14 protein-coding genes are annotated in these 16,204 nt (G+C 56.3%); 10 read left to right on the plus strand and 4 right to left on the minus strand.

Annotated features, from left to right (window positions below; genetic code table 11):
* Positions 1–344: 344 nt before the first annotated feature.
* On the plus strand, positions 345–863 hold the full coding sequence (ompX, locus tag ELK40_RS07370) for an outer membrane protein OmpX (protein ID WP_023310884.1): 519 nt from the start codon (positions 345–347) through the stop codon (positions 861–863).
* Positions 864–958: 95 nt separating this feature from the next.
* Here ompX and ELK40_RS07375 read toward each other — a convergent pair whose 3' ends face one another.
* Positions 959–2,542 carry a phosphoethanolamine transferase gene (locus tag ELK40_RS07375; protein WP_127730139.1) on the minus strand — a complete coding sequence of 528 codons (1,584 nt, stop codon included), beginning with the start codon at positions 2,540–2,542 and terminating at the stop codon, positions 959–961.
* 283 nt (positions 2,543–2,825) lie between these two features.
* Positions 2,826–2,954: a manganase accumulation protein MntS gene (mntS, locus tag ELK40_RS07380; RefSeq protein WP_111963843.1), complete on the minus strand. Its 129-nt coding sequence runs from the start codon at positions 2,952–2,954 to the stop codon at positions 2,826–2,828.
* Between the two features lie 183 nt (positions 2,955–3,137).
* On the opposite strand from mntS, the gene mntR reads away from it, so the two are divergent.
* The 6 genes from mntR (at position 3,138) to ELK40_RS07410 (ending at position 10,150) form a co-directional block, all read left to right on the plus strand.
* Positions 3,138–3,611: a manganese-binding transcriptional regulator MntR gene (gene mntR / locus ELK40_RS07385; protein WP_023310887.1), complete on the plus strand. Its 474-nt coding sequence runs from the start codon at positions 3,138–3,140 to the stop codon at positions 3,609–3,611.
* On the plus strand, positions 3,608–4,717 hold the full coding sequence (locus tag ELK40_RS07390; RefSeq protein ID WP_127730141.1) for an anion transporter: 1,110 nt from the start codon (positions 3,608–3,610) through the stop codon (positions 4,715–4,717). Before mntR ends, ELK40_RS07390 begins: the two co-directional genes overlap by 4 nt.
* 101 nt (positions 4,718–4,818) lie before the next feature.
* A complete protein-coding gene (locus tag ELK40_RS07395; RefSeq protein WP_127730143.1) occupies positions 4,819–5,913 on the plus strand; it encodes an HlyD family secretion protein in 1,095 nt (364 codons plus the stop codon).
* Complete coding sequence (locus ELK40_RS07400) at positions 5,910–7,481, plus strand: DHA2 family efflux MFS transporter permease subunit (RefSeq protein WP_111963845.1); 1,572 nt, start codon at positions 5,910–5,912, stop codon at positions 7,479–7,481. Before ELK40_RS07395 ends, ELK40_RS07400 begins: the two co-directional genes overlap by 4 nt.
* Positions 7,481–9,004: an efflux transporter outer membrane subunit gene (locus ELK40_RS07405; protein WP_127730145.1), complete on the plus strand. Its 1,524-nt coding sequence runs from the start codon at positions 7,481–7,483 to the stop codon at positions 9,002–9,004. Before ELK40_RS07400 ends, ELK40_RS07405 begins: the two co-directional genes overlap by 1 nt.
* Before the next feature lie 105 nt (positions 9,005–9,109).
* Positions 9,110–10,150: an aldo/keto reductase gene (locus ELK40_RS07410; RefSeq protein WP_127730147.1), complete on the plus strand. Its 1,041-nt coding sequence runs from the start codon at positions 9,110–9,112 to the stop codon at positions 10,148–10,150.
* Positions 10,151–10,263: 113 nt separating this feature from the next.
* Here ELK40_RS07410 and ELK40_RS07415 read toward each other — a convergent pair whose 3' ends face one another.
* Entirely contained in the window at positions 10,264–11,367 is a 1,104-nt protein-coding gene (locus tag ELK40_RS07415; RefSeq protein WP_111963927.1) for a succinylglutamate desuccinylase/aspartoacylase family protein, read from the minus strand.
* 297 nt (positions 11,368–11,664) lie between these two features.
* On the opposite strand from ELK40_RS07415, the gene ELK40_RS07420 reads away from it, so the two are divergent.
* From ELK40_RS07420 to ELK40_RS07430, 3 genes are read left to right on the plus strand one after another with little or no spacing between them, the layout of a single operon-like run.
* Complete coding sequence (locus ELK40_RS07420; RefSeq protein ID WP_127730149.1) at positions 11,665–13,041, plus strand: glycoside hydrolase family 1 protein; 1,377 nt, start codon at positions 11,665–11,667, stop codon at positions 13,039–13,041.
* 51 nt (positions 13,042–13,092) lie between these two features.
* Positions 13,093–14,415: a PTS transporter subunit EIIC gene (locus tag ELK40_RS07425; RefSeq protein WP_115874565.1), complete on the plus strand. Its 1,323-nt coding sequence runs from the start codon at positions 13,093–13,095 to the stop codon at positions 14,413–14,415.
* Positions 14,416–14,430: 15 nt separating this feature from the next.
* The gene (locus ELK40_RS07430; protein WP_111963850.1) at positions 14,431–15,147 is read left to right on the plus strand and encodes a GntR family transcriptional regulator; all 717 of its coding nucleotides are present in this window, start codon (positions 14,431–14,433) and stop codon (positions 15,145–15,147) included.
* Positions 15,148–15,189: 42 nt separating this feature from the next.
* Here ELK40_RS07430 and ldtB read toward each other — a convergent pair whose 3' ends face one another.
* Entirely contained in the window at positions 15,190–16,110 is a 921-nt protein-coding gene (gene ldtB / locus ELK40_RS07435) for a L,D-transpeptidase (protein ID WP_023335026.1), read from the minus strand.
* Positions 16,111–16,204: the final 94 nt, after the last annotated feature.

The following is a 16,204-nucleotide window of genomic DNA, read 5'->3' on the forward strand; positions in this document are numbered from 1 at the left end:
GTCAGCTTATGTCAAATGAGGTAAAGGTTGCAGTGTAAAGGAAATATGCGGCAACGGTTGAGGCGCTGTTGAAAAAAAACCACGTGAAATCCGTAAAATGGTTAAGCGCTGGTGGATTTATCGCCTGTCAGATTAGGAATAATCTGGATGAATGTAACGGCGCAGACGCGCACTATGCGCATTTAGTAATGAAAATTGCATGTGATTTGAAAGAGATAGCTTAGGCTGGAAACGTTCTGTTACAGGAAAGGTTTCATTAGACATCACGAATCACAAAGAGTTTCGCAAACTTTTTTGATATATTTAAAACTTACGGACTTACTTGAAGCACATTTGAGGTGGTTATGAAAAAAATTGCATGTCTTTCAGCACTGGCCGCTGTACTGGCTGTTTCCGCAGGTACCGCTGTAGCTGCTACTTCAACTGTTACTGGTGGTTACGCTCAGAGCGACTATCAGGGCGTGATGAACAAAGCTAACGGCTTCAACCTGAAGTATCGCTACGAGCAGGATAACAACCCACTGGGCGTGATCGGTTCTTTCACCTACACCGAGAAAGATCGTTCTGAAAACGGCGCATACAACAAAGGCCAGTACTACGGTATCACCGCTGGTCCAGCTTACCGTCTGAATGACTGGGCGAGCATCTACGGTGTTGTAGGTGTTGGCTACGGTAAATTCCAGCAGACTGAAAACCAGAGCGAAAGCCGCACTGCAAGCAACAGCGACTACGGTTTCTCCTATGGCGCAGGCCTGCAGTTCAACCCAATCCAGGACGTTGCTCTGGACTTCTCCTATGAGCAGAGCCGTATCCGCAACGTTGACGTTGGCACCTGGATCGCGGGCGTAGGTTACCGCTTCTAATCACTTCGGTGATTAAATAAAAAATCCGCCCACTGTGGCGGATTTTTTTTGGCTTTTTTCCTCTCCCCGTGGGCCAGGGTGAGAGCATCGAACCGCTACTTACTCTTAATATCAAAAATATCCGTACCCAGATGGTTGTAGTCAACTTTCTGTAACTTGAAGTTGGTAACGTACACTGGGGGAGCTTTCTTGTTAGAGACAAACGGGTAAGCCGTTTTTATCTGTTCGGCTGTAATCCCCGTCCACTGCGAGAAGAACTGCAGGAAATCATTTGCCGAACGGCGCGCTTTAATAACGCGATGCGTTTTATCATCACTCGACAGCACCATAAACGGCACCTGGAAGTTCTGCTGGAACTTGTCATCGTGCGCCAGATACTGCACCTCTTTACCACGCTCTTTAAACGCCAGCCCGTGATCCGAGAAATAGACCATAGAGAAGCTGTCGCCCGTATTGCGTAGCTGATCGTACAGCTTGCTCAGCAGATCGTCGGTTTGCGTCATGGTGTAGAGGTAGCACGAGGTCTCTTTGGACTGCAGGAACTCCGCGTACTTCCCGCCCGTCCGATCGCAGGCCTGCGGATGCGACCCCATCAGGTGCAGGACGATCAGCTGAGGCTGCGTGCGCGGGGTGGCGAAGACCTGTGCCGTCATTTTCAGCAGCGCTTCGTCTTTGGTGTTTTTGTCGGCTTCAAAATCGCCGTTTTTCAGGAACTGCACTTCGTCAGCCCGTTTGGCGATGCTGGCGATGGCCGTATCGTATTCGCCAATTTGCCCCTGATTGGAGAACCACCAGGTCTGATAACCTGCGCGGTTTGCCAGAGTGACAAAATTATCCTGATACTGCGGTTTACCATCTACCACTCGGTTAAGGGTCAGACCGAGCGATTTCTGCGTTGAGCCGCTGGCCGCGACATAATCGGTAAACAGAGTGCCTTTAACCGAACTCGCAAACGGGGTATTGTCCCAGTGGCCGCCAAACGCCCCCATTGCATCGCGACGCGCGCTTTCGCCAATCACCACCACATAGGTGTGATATTTCGGCTTAACGGCCAGCACGTTCCAGGTGTCTTTCATATTGGAAAGCTCAGCCATGCGCGCCTGTTCGTCGAGAACCTCTTTATTATTTACAACAACGTCTTTAACGAAGCGGAAAACCGGATAGCCGATATTGATGAGCCTTAACTTACCGTCCCAGGGAATATTCTGGATGGGGGCGACAAACGCCACGGCAATGCTGAACACCAGACAGAGTATTTCGATCTTACCCCAGGATTTTTTCTCGCCCGACTGACGGCGGATGGCAATAACGCCCAACGCGAAGATAAAAAGCCCGACCACATAGCTGTACCACGGGAAGATCGTCAGGATCTCCGTCGACTCTTCCATATTGGTCGAGTGCAGCGCCAGCAGGGTATTAAAGTTTGGCGAGCCGTAAGCCTGACCGAACGGGAAATAGAGTGCAGCAACCAGCGAACAGATCCCGATTACTGTTTTTTGCACGCGCGGGGCGGCTCGCCACAGCACATGCAGAATGCAGGTGAAGGCTACCGCGTAGAGCAGACTAAAGGGATAACCCAGCGCAAAGTTAATCAGTAATGACTGCAAAAAGTAAAAACCCGTCCACGGGCTTAAGGCCCGGCTGCGGGTAACAACGGTATCTATCAGGGTTACATTCATAGGTCACTATCATGGATGAAAACGCCATGTGCTCACCCTGGCGTCAAGGGTCATAACCTGCCTGACAGTGCGTGGAGAGGGAATGAGGGTCCGCTTCAGCGAGCCGCAAATTGTGCAGGGCTGCAAGAAGATAGTGCGAGCGCTAAAGAATATCAACAGTTGCTAAGCAGATGTTTTGCGAAGGGGATTGCAAATCCGTAAAAAAGATCGGGAATAAGGCGGCTGAAAGCCAGTTTACAGCGAGAATGTGACGGGAAAATGAAGCGGCGTACCGCAACGCCGCTTAGTTGGAAGGTTTATCGTCCTGATGCGGCTTGTTGTTAAACATATCGCACAGCATGTTCAGCAGCATTAAGCGCACTTTAAAGGGGGAGTGGGTAAACACGGTCATGCACCTCTTGAATTCATTCATAAGACCTCCTGAGTTTTGATCCCTTCGATCCATGAAGGGTGACTGCATTACATACAGATATAGCACAGGCTATATTGTATAGCTATGGCTATTTCGTTAATTTTTTGTGCTTGCAGAGCTATGGTTTACAATGTGCGCTCTCGAAACCGGGCGCTGGAAGCGTCACCCCACTGAGGAAGTACAATGAACCGTCGCGCAGGTCATCCGACAATGAGGAAAACGACGCAACTGGTGAATGTTGAAGAACATGTCGAAGGTTTTCGCCAGGTCCGTGAAGCGCACCGGCGTGAACTGATTGATGATTATGTTGAACTCATTTCCGATCTGATTCGTGAGGTTGGTGAAGCGCGCCAGGTCGATATGGCCGCCAGGCTGGGGGTTTCACAGCCAACTGTCGCTAAAATGTTAAAACGCCTGGCCTCCGTGGGCTTAATTGAAATGATCCCCTGGCGCGGTGTTTTTCTGACGCCGGAGGGGGAGAAACTCGCGCAGGAGAGCCGCGAGCGCCATCAGCTTGTCGAGAATTTTTTACTGGTGCTGGGCGTCAGCCCGGAGATTGCCCGCCGGGATGCGGAAGGCATGGAACACCACGTCAGCGAAGAGACGCTGGTGAAGTTTCGCGAATTTACCCTCAAATATGGTCCCTCCGCTGAATGAAAATCCCTGGACTGCAGGCCCTGGCACGCGATCGTTTCTTCCATCTCCTATTACTCATTGGCGCAGGGTTAAGCCTCTTTGTGCCGTTTGCGCCGCAGGCCTGGCCCGCCGCGATTGACTGGCGCACCATCATTACCCTGAGCGGCCTGATGATGCTCACCAAAGGGGTCGAGCTGAGCGGCTACTTTGACGTTCTTGGCCGTAAAATGGTTCGCCGCTTTGCCACCGAACGCAGGCTGTCCCTGTTTATGGTGTTTTCTGCCGCGGTGCTGTCGACGTTTCTGACCAACGATGTGGCGCTGTTTATCATCGTGCCCCTCACGCTTACGCTGCGTAAGCTGTGCGAGATCCCGGTCAGCCGTTTGATCATCTTTGAAGCGCTCGCCGTCAATGCAGGCTCACTTCTGACGCCAATCGGCAATCCGCAAAATATCCTCCTCTGGGGACGTTCCGGGCTCTCGTTCGCCGCCTTTACCTGGCAGATGGCCCCTCTGGCGCTGGTGATGATGCTGTCGCTGCTGGCGGTATGCTGGTTTGCGTTTCCTGACAAAAAACTGCAGTACCACAGCGGCACAACGGGCCCGCAGTGGCAGCCGCGTCTGGTGTGGAGCTGCCTCGGGTTATACATCGTCTTTCTGTTTGCGCTGGAGCTGAAGTATGAGCTGGCGGGCGTCCTGCTCGTTGCCGCAGGCTTTGTCGTCCTGGCGCGTCGCGTTCTGGTAAGCGTGGACTGGACGCTGCTGCTGGTCTTTATGGCGATGTTCATCGACGTGCATCTGCTTATTCAGCTCCCGGTGCTGCAAACCGTTCTGCACAGCGTCAGCAGTCTGCCGCAGGCAGGGCTGTGGCTGACGGCGATTGGCCTGTCGCAGTTTATCAGCAACGTGCCTTCCACCATTCTGCTGCTCAACTACGTTCCGCCGGACACGCTTCTGGCCTGGGCGGTGAACATCGGCGGGTTTGGGCTGCTGCCCGGCTCGCTGGCAAACCTGATTGCCCTGCGCATGGCCAACGATCGTCGTATCTGGTGGCGTTTCCACATCTGGTCGATTCCGATGCTGGTTTGGGCCGCGGCGATCGGTTTCGGAATATTCCTTCTCATATAGTGCGCAATTTGTCAGTTTTTCCTGGCAAACGTATAGCAACGTCCTAGCTTTAGTGAACGGCATAGTGTGATGCCGCTCACTGACAGGACCGTTGCTGAACTATGGCTGAAGATCAAAACCCGCCTGCTGACGAGCAGGACAAAAACAATAATGAGCGTAAGCGCCCGGGCAAGAAACCGTTAATTATCCTCGGCATTGTCGTCGTGGTAATGGTCGTCGTGGCGCTGATCTGGTGGTTTTTAACCCGTAACGAAGAGACGACCGACGACGCCTTTACCGACGGCGACGTGGTGACGATTGCCCCGAAAACGGCGGGCTACGTCACCGAGCTGCGCGTGCGTGATAACCAGCGCGTGAAAAAGGGCGATCTGCTGGTGGTCATCGATCCGCGAGATACCACCGCGCAGCGCGATCAGGCCCAGGCCCAGCTTGGGCTGGCTATCGCGCAGCTGCATCAGGCCCAGGCGCAGCTGGCGCTTTCAAAAGTCCAGTATCCCGCCCAGCGTGACGAAGCCAAAGCGCAGGTGCTGAAAGCGCAGGCCGATCTGGCTAACGCACAGGCGGAGTACCGTCGCCAGCGCGGCGTCGACCCGCGGGCAACCACCCAGCAAAGCATTGATTCCGCGAACGCTCAGCTGCGTAGCGCCCAGGCAGGGCTGGCCAGCGCCCAGGCGCAGCTGGAAGTGGCAGAGCAGGTACAGCTGCAAATCCGCCAGCAGGAAACCAACGTTGAAGCGCGCGAGCGTCAGGTCGATCAGGCGAAAGCGCAGCTTGAAACGGCCAATCTGAATCTCTCTTACACCGAAGTCCGCGCCCCGTTCGACGGATTTGTCACCAAACGCAACGTGCAGCCCGGCACGCTGGTGCAGGCGGGAACGGCGCTGTTCTCACTGGTTTCGCCGAACGTGTGGGTGGTGGCGAACTTCAAAGAGTCCCAGCTTGAGCGCATGAAGCCGGGCGATAAGGTCACCGTGTCCGTCGACGCGTGGCCGGATATGGCGCTTGAGGGCCACGTTGACAGTATCCAGCAGGGCAGCGGCTCGCGCTTCTCCGCCTTCCCGGCAGAAAATGCCACCGGTAACTTCGTCAAAATTGTGCAGCGCGTGCCGGTCAAAATCGTGATTGATAAAGGCCTCGATCCGAACAAACCGCTGCCACTGGGGCTGTCGGTTGCACCGAAGGTGACGGTGGAATGACGGATCACAGCCATGACAGTTGGAAGCCCGCCAGCAATCCGTGGGCGGTGGCGATTGTCGTCACCCTGGCGGTGTTTATGGAAATTCTGGACACCACCATCGTCAACGTGGCGCTGCCCCACGTGGCGGGTTCGCTCTCGTCCAGCTATGACGAATCCACCTGGGTGTTAACCAGCTACCTGGTCGCGAACGGCATCGTGTTGCCCATCTCGGCGTTTCTGAGCCGCGTGTTCGGCCGCAAGCAGTTCTTCCTGATCTGCATCGTCATGTTTACCGTCTGCTCGTTTCTGTGCGGGATTGCCACCGAGCTGTGGCAGATCATCCTGTTCCGCGTGATGCAGGGCTTTTTTGGCGGCGGGCTGCAGCCCACGCAGCAGTCGGTACTGCTCGACTACTTCAAGCCGGAGGACAGGGGCAAAGCGTTTGGGCTCTCATCCATAGCGATTATTGTTGCACCGGTCCTCGGCCCGACGCTGGGCGGCTGGATCACCGACAACTACTCCTGGCGCTGGGTGTTCTTTATCAATATTCCGGTGGGGATTGTCACGGTGCTGGCGATCTACCAGCTGCTGGAAGATCCGCCGTGGGAGAGCAAATCAAAAGAGAAGCTGAGTATCGACTGGACGGGGATCGGCCTGATCGCGTTAGGGCTTGGCTGCCTGCAGGTGATGCTTGACCGGGGAGAGGATGAGGACTGGTTCTACTCGAACTTTATCCGTACCTTCGCGGTGTTAACGCTAATCGGCATTATCGGTGCCATTTACTGGCTGGTGTATGCCAAAAAGCCGGTGGTGGATCTGCACTGCATGAAGGACCGCAACTTTGCCATCTCCAGCCTGCTGATGGCGGGGATGGCGATGATTTTGTACGGCAGTTCCGTGGTGATCCCGCAGCTGGCGCAGCAGGACCTGGGCTATACCGCCACCTGGTCCGGGCTGGTGCTGTCGCCCGGGGCGGTGCTGATTGTGCTGACTATTCCGTTGGTGCTGAAGCTGATGCCGGTTGTACAGACGCGCTGGATTATCGCCTTTGGCTTTACCTGTCTGGCGGTGTCGTTCTTCTGGTCGCGCACGCTGACCCCGGATATCGACTTCGAGACGCTGGTGCTGTTCCGCAGCGCCCAGTCGCTGGGGCTGGGATTCCTGTTTGTGCCCCTGACCACCATTGCCTTTATTTCGATCCCAAGACGGCTGAATGCCGACGCGGCGGCGCTGTTCACCATGTTCCGCAACGTGGCGGGCTCGGTCGGGATCTCGCTGTCGACGGCGGCCATCACCGAACGGTCTCAGGCGCACAGTGCGCACCTTGCGTACCACGCCTCGCCGTTTAACGAGCAGTTCCAGCTGGCAATACGCGAAAGCGCCCAGGCAATCCAGAACTTCACCACCCAGGTAGGGGACCCCACCGGGATTGCCACCGGACGCATGTACCAGACCATGATTGAGCAGTCGCGCTTTTTGGCCTACATCGACGTCTTTACCATCCTGAGCGCCGTGGCCTTGTTACTGATTCCGTTTTGTTTGTTGCTCTCGCCGGTTAAGAGCGAGGGGAGTGCAGGAGCACATTGATGATACACAGACGTTTACACCCCCTGATGATAATGATGCTGCTGGCAGGCTGCGCCGTCGGGCCGGACTATCAGCCGCCCGCACCCCCTGCCGTCACGCACTGGAACGATAAGGTCGACAGCGGGGTAAAATCGCAGACGACCTCCGCCGCGACAAACCCGCGCTGGTGGAAAACCTTCGGTTCGCCGCAGTTAGATAGCCTGGTTGAGCGCGCCATCGCCGGGAACCTGACGCTGCAGCAGACGGTGCTGCGCATCGCCGGAGCGCGTGAGCAGATTAACCAGGCGGGCGGGGCGTTTTACCCGTCGGTGAACGGCAATCTGCAGGCGACGCGCCAGCAGCTCGGGCTGGAAGGGGAGCTGAAGTCCCACGGCGTGTACGACCAGCTGGATAATGTCGATCCTGAGCTGCGGGGCGCGTTAGGCCCCCTGACGCAGCCGATCAACCTCTACCAGGGCAGCTTCGACGCCCAGTGGGAAATCGACCTGTGGGGCAAGGTACGCCGGCAGGTGGAAGCCGCCGAAGCGCAGCAGAAAGCCGCTATCGAGCAGCGTAACGACGCGCTGGTGTCGCTGGAGGCGGAAGTGGCGCGCGCGTGGCTCCAGCTGCGCGGGGCGCAGAGCATTATCGCCACGCTGAACACCCAGATTAAAAGCGCGCAGCAGACGCTGGATCTTACCGAAAGCCGCCAGCGCGGCGGACTGTCTCCACAGATGGACGTGGAAAACGCCCGGGCGCAGCTGGGCAACCTCGAAGCGCAACTGCCGCAGTATCAGGCGCAGGAGCGGCAGGCGATGAACGGCCTGGCGATCCTCCTCGGCAAGCCGCCGGGGGCGCTGGATGCAGAACTACAATCCGCGCAGCCAATGCCCGCGCTGCCGGATATCGTGCAGACTGGCATTCCGTCTACGCTTGCGCGACGGCGTCCGGACGTGCGCGAAGCAGAAGCGAACCTCCATGCTGCCACGGCGCAAATTGGCGTCTCGGTGGCAGAGCTGTTCCCGAGCTTTACCCTCTCCGGGCAGTTTGGCCTGCGCAACAGCGAAACCAACTGGCTGACCGACTGGAGCAGCCACTTCTACAGCTTTGGCCCGCAGGTCTCCATTCCCATCTTCCAGGGCGGGCGGCTGGTCTCCAGCGTGAAGGTGGCGCGCGCGCAGCAGGGGGCGGCGGTGCTGGACTATCGTCAGACGGTGCTCACCGCGCTTGGCGATGTCGAAAATGCGCTGGTGAGCTATCGCACCGACCAGCAGCGTGAGGCGGGCCTGGCGAAAACCATTGATGCCCTGCAAAACGCCTTCGATTTAGCCAGCGACAGCTACCGCCAGGGGATCGCCAGCTTTATCGACGTGCTGGACGCCCAGCGTCAGCTGGCGCAGGCCCAGCAGCAGCGCGCGCAGGCGCAGGTGCAAAGCGCCCTCGATCTGGTGGCGCTCTACAAGGCGCTCGGCGGCGGCTGGGAACCGTATCAGCAGGTGCAATTACCGGACTACAGCGTCTTTGGCGACGCCCCGCGCGGATAAATTCAGAGGATTGGGCAAGAAACGGACAGGAACACCACATTCGCGATGGCTGAGGGGCGGGTATAACTATCGTGTACCCCTTAAACGACATGCGAGGATTATCTTATGCGTTATCAAAAACTGGGCAATACCGGACTGTTCGTTTCTGAACTCTGCCTCGGCACCATGACCTTCGGCGGTGAAGGCGGCATGTGGGGCAAGATTGGACAGCTCCAGCAAAGCGAAGCAGAACAGCTGGTGGGCCGCGCGCTGGATGCCGGGATCAACTTTATCGATACCGCGGACGTTTACTCGGAAGGGCGTTCGGAGGAGATCGTCGGCCAGGCGCTGAAAAACCTGAAAATCCCTCGCGAGAACGTGGTGATCGCGACCAAAGTGTTCGGCGAAACCGGAACGGCAGGGGTGAACTCGCGCGGCAGCTCGCGCTATCACATCATCAGCAGCGTGAAGGAGAGCCTGCGCCGCCTGCAGCTCGATCATATCGATCTCTATCAGCTGCACGGCTTCGACCCGGCCACGCCGATTGAAGAGACACTGTATGCGCTGGATAACCTGGTGCAGCACGGCCACGTGCGCTATATCGGCGTCTCGAACTGGGCGGCGTGGCAGATTGCCAAAGCGCTGGGCATTTCCGAGCGTCTCGGACTGGCGCGTTTCGCATCCCTCCAGGCGTATTACACCATCGCCGGACGCGATCTTGAGCGCGAGCTGGTGCCGATGATGCAGAGCGAAGGCGTCGGGCTGATGGTCTGGAGCCCGCTGGCAGGCGGCCTGCTGAGCGGAAAATATGGCCGCGACGGGCAGAGCGAAGCCGGTGGTCGCCGTCTGGAGTTCGACTTCCCGCCGGTGAATAAAGACCGCGCCTTCGACTGCGTGGACGTGATGCGCACTATCGCCGAAAGCAAGGGCGTCTCAGTCGCGCAAATTGCGCTGGCCTGGCTGCTGCATCAAAAAGCCGTGACCAGCGTGATTATCGGGGCCAAACGCGTCGAACAGCTGGACGACAATATCGCAGCGACCAGGATCCGCTTAAGCGAAGACGAGCTCAAACAGCTTGATGCGGTGAGCGCGCTGCCGCGGGAATACCCTGGCTGGATGCTGGAGCGTCAGGGGGAATATCGCCGCAATCAGCTGGCGCAACAGTAACCTTTTCCATCAGGTGATTTTAAATTTCTTTGCCCATCGTTACAGCAATCGGCGAAAGCGGCTTATTTCACTGAGCATGCTTTTGCTGATTCAACGATGGGCTCTGGCGGAAATCAGCAACCGTCTTTGCAGGTTGCCGCTGGATTTTGCTCAAGGACTCTTACCAGCAGGGCTCGGGGTTCTCTTACTACATCCGTTCCAACTGACAGTACTTTGCCGTCCCGCTCTGCTGAATACTTCGCGACAACATCACCGAATGCATTTCGCTGCAGGGCGACTTCTTGCCCTGCTTTTACCGTATCGCCGGGCTTAACGAATACTTCCGCAAACCCACCCGTGGTCGCTCGTATTGAACTGATAGCATTACCAATATACGTTTTATTGCTGCTGGCGGTTGCGCCGATTTTGCCTTCAATCACCTTATAATGGATCAGTACATTGCGGGCACCTTCTACACCCCGGGCAATCATATCCTGCTGGTAAATCCTCGGCTCTCCCGTCTCGGCCGTTATCGCCGGGATACCATTTTGAATAAAGGTGGTTTCCATTGAGCCGGCTTCACCGGGATCTTTCTTAATTTGATCTGCCGGAAAAAGTTCTGCAATAGTCCGGGCATCCGCATTGCGGTAGTCGGCATAAATGAACAGCGGATAAGCCGTTCCGGTAGACTGGGTGTGATAGTCAATTGCCAGGTCGACATTTCCCTTGTAAACGTTATTCCACATCATCCATGCCTGACGCTCGGCAGGGTTACCCGTTTCTTTTCCCGGATGCACGCGGTTGTAGTCGATCGTCTCACCCCCATCGGTTGAAACGGACCATGTCCGGGAGACCCTTTCAAGGCCAGAGCGGTTTGGACCAATAATGCCAATAACGCTGCCGTTCATTTTTGCAGGGTCCAGTTGTTCCATCACTTTTTGTACGATGCGCACTCCGTTTAGCTCATCTCCATGGACGCCCGCCTGCAGCAGAACTTTCTTCCCGTCCGTTTTCCCTTTTGCCACCATGATGGGTACATACCAGCGCTGTCCCGTTCCTGTCTCAACCCCCTCGAACATGAAGCGATGTTGTCCTGCTGTCAGGTCTGATACATCCAGAGTCGAGATGACCGGCACTCCCTGTACCTTATCACCCGTATACACCGTTGCCGCGTAAGTCATTGAGCATGGCAGCGCTAAGCTGAGAGCGAATGCGATACGGCCAGTAGATATCTTCATGAGCGTCATTTTCCATTTGATAGAGTTAAGATTTTTATTTTCCGGCCTGGGCCGTGGTTCGTGCTCATTAAGTTAATAGTGATTTTATGAGGCCAGCCAGCGGCACGAGCGGGAAATGTGATTTTGCATAGGCTAAGGCACCGGCTTCAATAACAGGGTTTGCGCGATTCATTTCCTGCCCGACGTTTCTTTCCGACATGCCTCACAAAAAACGATCCTCCGCTTTGATCGACATGCCATCTTCACCTATATGACTAGTCATGAATTTTTAAATGACCAGTCATATAGGGAGGGACCATGAACAATCAGCTGCCGGCAAACTTTTTATGGGGCAACTCGGTATCGAGCATGCAGACGGAAGGTGCCTGGAATGAGGGCGGAAAGGGGATGTCGGTGTACGACATTCGTGAAGCCGGGGAGAATATCTCCGACTGGAAAGTGGCGACCGACTCCTATCACCGCTACCGTGAGGATTTCGAACTGATGCAGGATCTGGGGATGAACTGCTACCGCTTCCAGATCTCATGGAGCCGCGTCTGCCCGCTGGGAGACGGCCCGTTCAACGACGAAGGCATCGCGTTTTACGACCGCTTTATCGACGATCTCATCGCCCGCGGCATCGAGCCGATGATCTGCCTGTACCACTTCGATATGCCGCTGGCGCTGGCGCAGGAGTACAACGGCTTCAACGACCGCCGCGTAATGGACGCCTTTATCCGCTACGGCAAAAAGATGATCGACTGCTATGGCGATCGCGTGAAGTACTGGCTGACCTTCAACGAGCAGAACATCTTCCATATGCCGGAAGCGTTTCGCATTTCTGGCTACATGAAAGGCGAGAAAACCCTGCGCGAGCTGTACGAGCTGCAGCACCACACCATGGTGGCGCACATGTCGCTGACCGAATACCTGCACCAGACCAAACCGGGCCAGCTGATGGGTGGCATGCTGGCGCACCAGCTGATCTACCCGGCCACCTGCAAACCGCGCGATATTTTCTGCGCCCAGCAGTACGACGAGTTCCTCAACCAGAACCTCCTGCGCGTCTTTGCCGGGCAGGGCTACAGCCCGGCGGTGATGGCGGTGGTGGAGCAGGAGGGCTTCGGCGATATCTACCGCGCTGAAGATTTAGCTCTGCTGGCGCGCACCAAAAACGACTATATGGCCTTCAGCTACTACGCCAGTAAAACGCTGGACAGCGATGCGATCCCGGAAGGCACTCCCGTGAACTATTACCTGCTGCACGGCGAGAAAAACAATCCGTACCTGAAAGCCACCGAGTGGAACTGGCAGATCGACCCGCTCGGTTTTCGCACCATCATTACCCGTTATTACAACGACTGGCGCCTGCCGGTGTTCCCGATCGAAAACGGCATCGGGGTGATTGAGTCCTGGGACGGCGTGAACCCGATTGAGGACAACTACCGCATCGACTACCACCGGGCGCATATCAATGCCATGAAAGAGGCGATGTTCGAAGACGGAGCAGAAGTTATCGGCTACCTCGGCTGGGGCCTGATCGACATTCTCAGCTCTCAGGGTGATATGCGTAAGCGCTACGGCGTGGTCTATGTCAACCGTGAAAACCACGACCTGAAAGACCTGAAGCGCGTGCCGAAGAAGAGCTACGCGTGGTTAAAACAGGTTATCCATACCAACGGACGCGAGATGTAAGCCGTACGCTGCCGGGCCGTTTTTGTGACTGATTGATGGGAAATATCCGCTATGTCTGAAACAAAAATAACACCGCACATGCAGTCTTTTGTCGATAAATTTGTAGAGTTCTCGGCGCGCCTGGCAAACCAGGTGCACCTTCGCTCCCTGCGCGACGCCTTCGCCACGGTGATGCCCATTTTCATCCTCGCCGGTCTGGCGGTGCTGGTGAACAACGTGGTATTTCCGTGGATTTTTCACGGCGACACGCTCGCGCAGTGTAAGGTGTGGGGCGAGGCGATTATCAACGGCACGCTGAACATCGCCGCGCTGCTGCTAGCCCCGATGATCGCCTGGTCACTGGCGCGCAACAAAGATTTCGACAATCCGGTCTCGGCAGTGGTTATCGCCGTCAGCAGTTTTATCATCATGATGCCGATGCGCTTACAGGTTACGCCCGCAGGCAGCGACGCTGCGGTGAACGTCACGCAGGTGCTGACGTTCGCCAATATCGGCTCCACCGGCATTTTCGCCGGGGTGCTGATTGGGCTGCTCTCAACGGAAGTGTTTATCGCTATTTCGCGCCTGAAGGCGCTGCACATATCGCTCGGGGAAAATGTGCCCCCGGCGGTGAGCAAATCCTTTACCGCGCTGATCCCGACGATCCTCACGCTCTCCCTGTTCGCGGTGCTGGCGGCGATATTGGCAAACGTGCTGCATACGGACCTGATCCATCTCATTACGACCTTTATCCAGCAGCCGCTGCGGCTAATCAACACCAGCCTGCCGGGGACGATTTTCATCTACAGCTTCGGTAACTTCCTGTTCACGCTCGGCATTCATCAGTCAGTCGTTAACAGTGTGGTGCTGGAGCCGTTCCTGCTGATCAACACCAACGAGAACATGCTGGCCTTCGCCAACGGCCAGCCGATCCCGCACATCATCAACAACATCTTCGTGCCGACCTTTGGCATGGTGGGCGGTACGGGCAGCACCATCTCGCTGCTGATTGCCATCTTTATCTTCTCCCGACAAAAGTCGGCGAAGCAGGTGGCGCGTCTGTCGCTGGCGCCGGGCCTGTTTAACATCAACGAACCGGTGATTTTTGGCCTGCCGATTGTGTTTAACCTGCCGCTGATGATCCCGTTTGTGCTGCTGCCCGCGATAGGCATTTACGTCGCCTGGCTCTGTACCACGCTGGGATTAATGTCGCGCTGCGTGGTGATGATCCCGTGGACCACGCCCCCGATTCTCAGCGCCTGGCTGGCGACGGCAGGGGACTGGCGGGCGGTAGTGGTGCAGTTGGCAATCATCGTATTTGGTGTATTCTTCTACCTGCCTTTCCTCAAAATTGCCGAGCGAGTGGCCTTGAAAAACAGCGGGATAGAAAACTAACTGAAAGGAAGGACGATGGCGGCGAAGTACATCACCATAGCGCGGGAAATCAAGAAACGCATTATCAGCCAGAAGTACGCCGCCAATGAACCGCTCCCGGACCAGTTTGCGCTGGCGGCGGAGTTCAGCACCAGCCGGATGACCATTCAGCAGGCGATGCGCCAGCTGATCGTTGAAGGTCTGGTCTATACCCGTCAGGGCCAGGGCACGTTTATCCGCAAAAACTTCCTCCAGCTCTCGCAGTGGGATCTCTCCGGCAGCGACTACTTCGGCGCGACTAAAACCTGGGAACACCTGGGCAAGGTAACCAGCCAGGTGGTGCATTTTGAGCTGCGCTTCCCGAACGAGAAAGAGCAGGCGTCGCTGATGATCAATGCCGATGCGCCGATCTATGACTTCATTCGCCTGCGTTTGCTGAACGGTGAACCTATGTCGCTGGATTCCACGGTGATGCCGATGAATCTGGTGCCGGGCCTGACGAAAAACCATCTTGAAGGTTCAGTGTTCCAGTACGTGCAGGAGACGCTGGGGCTGAAAATTATGGGGTCGTATCGGGTGGTGCGGGCGCTTAAGCCCAGCGCGCTGGACAGGGAGCATCTGGTCTGCGAGGAAACCGATCCGGTTCTGGAGGTGGAGCAGGTCATTTATCTGGAAGATGGCACAGCGCTGGAGTATGCCCACTGTCACTATCGGTACGACCACGGCGGGATTGTGATCGTGAATAACGGGTAAAAAAAAGCGGGCAACGAGGCCCGCTTTTTTAATGCTTCTCTATCAGTTCAAACGCACCGGCATACCGGAGCGGTTCTGCACGGCCTGGTCAACAATCGCCGTTTCTACGTCAGGCTGAGAAGTCACCGCCTGTACCGCGCTGTTCAGCGTAACAGGGACGACTTCGTTGTTGTTGATCTGGTCTTCGCTGGTGGACAGCGGGTTGTGCACTTCGATGTAGCGGCTGCCGTCTGGCTCAGAGGTCGCTTTCACCGGTTCGTTGATGAACTGCACGCGCGTACCGACCGGCACGTTTTCGAACAGGAATTTAATGTCATCGTTACGCAGGCGCACGCAGCCGTGGCTCACGCGCAGGCCGATACCGAAGTTGGCGTTAGTACCGTGGATAGCGTACAGGCGACCAATGTACAGAGCATACAGACCCATCGGGTTATCCGGGCCTGCCGGTACTACGGCTGGCAGCGGTTCGCCCGCAGCGATGTATTCCGCGTGCATTTTGGCAGTCGGCGTCCAGGTCGGGCCCGCTTTCTTACGCTCGACTTTCGTGGTCCAGTTCATCGGGGTGTCTTTACCCAGCTGGCCGATACCGATTGGCAGCACGATAACGGTGTTGGTGCCTTTCGGGTAGTAATACAGACGCATTTCGGCGCTGTTAATCACGATACCTTCATGAACGGTATCCGGCAGGATCAGCTGCTGAGGAATATTCAGCACGGTACCCGCTTTTGGCAGATACGGGTCAACGCCCGGGTTTGCTTCCAGCATGTTAGACAGGCCCAACTGGTACTGCGCAGCGAAATACTCCAGCGGCTGAGAGTTACCTTCTGGTACCGTCACAACCTGGTTCTGGCCTACCAGACGGCTACCGTCTGTTGGCAGGGGATACGTCACCGCAGACGCGGTCTTACAAAAACCTACTACGGCTAACGCCGCCGCAAAAAGCGTTGTTAATTTCATGTTCATGTTGTGCGAGGTATCTAAGCCATTCTGGCGATGAGTTGATAAGTCTGAATCTGTGATGGGAGCGCATTATATGTGCATTCCCGCTAACAGGGAA

The organism is Enterobacter sp. N18-03635 (assembly GCF_004006055.1).
Lineage (GTDB): Bacteria > Pseudomonadota > Gammaproteobacteria > Enterobacterales > Enterobacteriaceae > Enterobacter > Enterobacter vonholyi.